This is a genomic window from Cupriavidus sp. 05N40 (genome assembly GCF_056397305.1).
Genome location: NZ_JBFTND010000415.1, coordinates 1 through 2,070, shown reverse-complemented (window position 1 = coordinate 2,070; position 2,070 = coordinate 1). Strand labels below are relative to the sequence as shown.

2 protein-coding genes are annotated in these 2,070 nt (G+C 63.6%); one reads left to right on the top strand and one right to left on the bottom strand.

Features of this window, described 5'->3' with window-relative positions:
- On the bottom strand, positions 1-884 hold an 884-nt coding region (locus AC1DO7_RS41050; RefSeq protein WP_477117552.1), incomplete at its 3' end, for a tripartite tricarboxylate transporter substrate binding protein.
- Between the two features lie 168 nt (positions 885-1,052).
- Here AC1DO7_RS41050 and AC1DO7_RS41045 point away from each other — a divergent pair.
- A complete protein-coding gene (locus tag AC1DO7_RS41045; protein ID WP_477117551.1) occupies positions 1,053-1,970 on the top strand; it encodes a LysR family transcriptional regulator in 918 nt (305 codons plus the stop codon).
- The last annotated feature ends 100 nt before the right edge of the window (positions 1,971-2,070 follow it).

The following is a 2,070-nucleotide window of genomic DNA, read 5'->3' as shown; positions in this document are numbered from 1 at the left end:
GGCGTGAGCCGGGCGGAATCGGCACCTTCCTGCACCAGCCGCGCCTTGACCGGATCGGCAGCGGCGGCTTCATTGACCGCGCGATTGAGTGCTTCGATGACGGGTGCCGGCGTTCGGGCTGGCGCGAGCACGCCCCACCAGGTGGTGATGTCGAGACCCGCGACGCCTGCCTCGGCAATCGTCGGCACATTGGGGAACAGCGGCGAGCGCTTCGTGCTGGTGACCGCCAGCACTGACACCTTGCCACCACGCACGTAGGGCAGGATGGTTGGCACCGTGGCGAAGAAAAGATCGATGCGCCCGGCCAGCAATTCGACCGTGGCCGGACCACTGCCCTTGAAGGGCACATGCGTCATCGTCAGGCCAGCTTTCTGGCGGAACATTTCGCCTGCCAGATGGTTGATGCTGCCATTGCCGGCCGAGCAGAAATTCAAGCCAGCGGGTCGTGCCTTCGCAGCCGAAATCAACTGCGCCATGTTCTGCACCCCAAGTTGCTTCGAGGTCACGACCAGTAGCGGCCCGCGGCCGATCATGGCGACCGGAGTGAAGGACTTGACCGGGTCATACGGGAGCCTGGGTTCGACGGCCGCGCTGGTAGCGAAGGTCGACGTGGCGAACAGCAGCGTGTAGCCGTCCGGTCTGGCCTTGGCCACGATGTCAGCACCCAGCGCACCGCCAGCGCCGCCACGGTTATCGATGATCACCGGCTGGTGAAGGCGATCCGACATGTTCTTCGCGATGTCACGCGCGATGCTGTCGGTGCCGCCGCCTGCCGCGAACGGGACGACCAGCGTAATCGGCCGGGAAGGATAGGCGGGCTCGGCCCCCGCCAGCAGCGGGAATGCCGCCAGCGCGGCCAGCACACCGCGAATGGAAATGGACATGCGTGTGTCTCCGTTATTTTGGTTGCGTGCCAGCCATGGATCGTTGCCACCGGTAGCGTGGTCTGCGCGGGTACTCCCACGGACCGCACGCATGACTGAGCGGCAATGATCGGGTGGATGGAATTTGCTGTAAAGTGCAAATATCCTATCGATTGATGCCGAAATCGAGTGAATTTTGATCTCGCAGATTTGCGCGCATTTGTGACTGTTGYGGACCTTTGCAGCTTCCGGGCGGCCTCGGCGACGCTGCATATTTCCCAGCCGGCCCTCTCACGCAGGGTCGACAAACTGGAGCAAGCGCTGGGATTCCGCCTGCTTGAGCGCACCACCCGCAAGGTGGAACTCAACGCGATGGGCAGGAACTTCATACCCAAGGCCCGGCACGTCCTGAACGAGCTTGAGAGTGCGTTGCTCGGCATGACGGACTTGTCTGACCGCCTTCGTGGGCAGGTTTCCGTGGCCTGCATTCCTTCCGCCATCGGTAGCTTCCTGGCGGATGTGGTCAGGAAATTCCACCAGGCGTACCCCCGTATCCACGTGCGTCTGCTGGACGAGACCGCCTCGGAGATATTGCTGGCTGTGGGGCGCTCGGAGGCGGACTTTGGCGTCAGTTACCTGGGAACCCAAGAGCCGGATCTGGAGTTCAAGCCGCTGCTTGAGGAGCACTTCGTCCTTGCGTGCCGGCCGGAGCATCCTCTGGCGCAGAGGCGTCAGGTCACCTGGACCGAGTTGGCAGAGTACGAATGCGTGACGCTCGCACCGGGAAGCGGCAATCGCATGCTGATCGATCAAGGCTTATCGGCGGTCGCAGCACGTCCGGCGTGGACCTGCGAAGTCCGTCATGTACCGGCGCTGGTGAGCCTGATCGAAGCGGGCATCGGCATAGGTGCCGTGCCGGCCTACGCCGTGCCTGCCAACCATCCGGCCGGCCTGGTCAGCGTCCCGCTGGTCGAGCCGGAGATCGTTCGTACTATCGGTATCATCAAGCTTCGAGGCCGACCGCTGGCTCCAGCCGCACAGGCGTTCCACGATCTGCTGGTGGCCTCCTACGGTGGACCCGCGCAGAAAACTCGGAGGAAGAAATAGTATTGTCGGAGAGACCTTACAACCAGGCATCCCCGACGCCCAGCCGTCCGGCGTTGGGCGGCCTCAAGCGATGCCGTGGCTGGTGGTCGCGCGCTGGAGT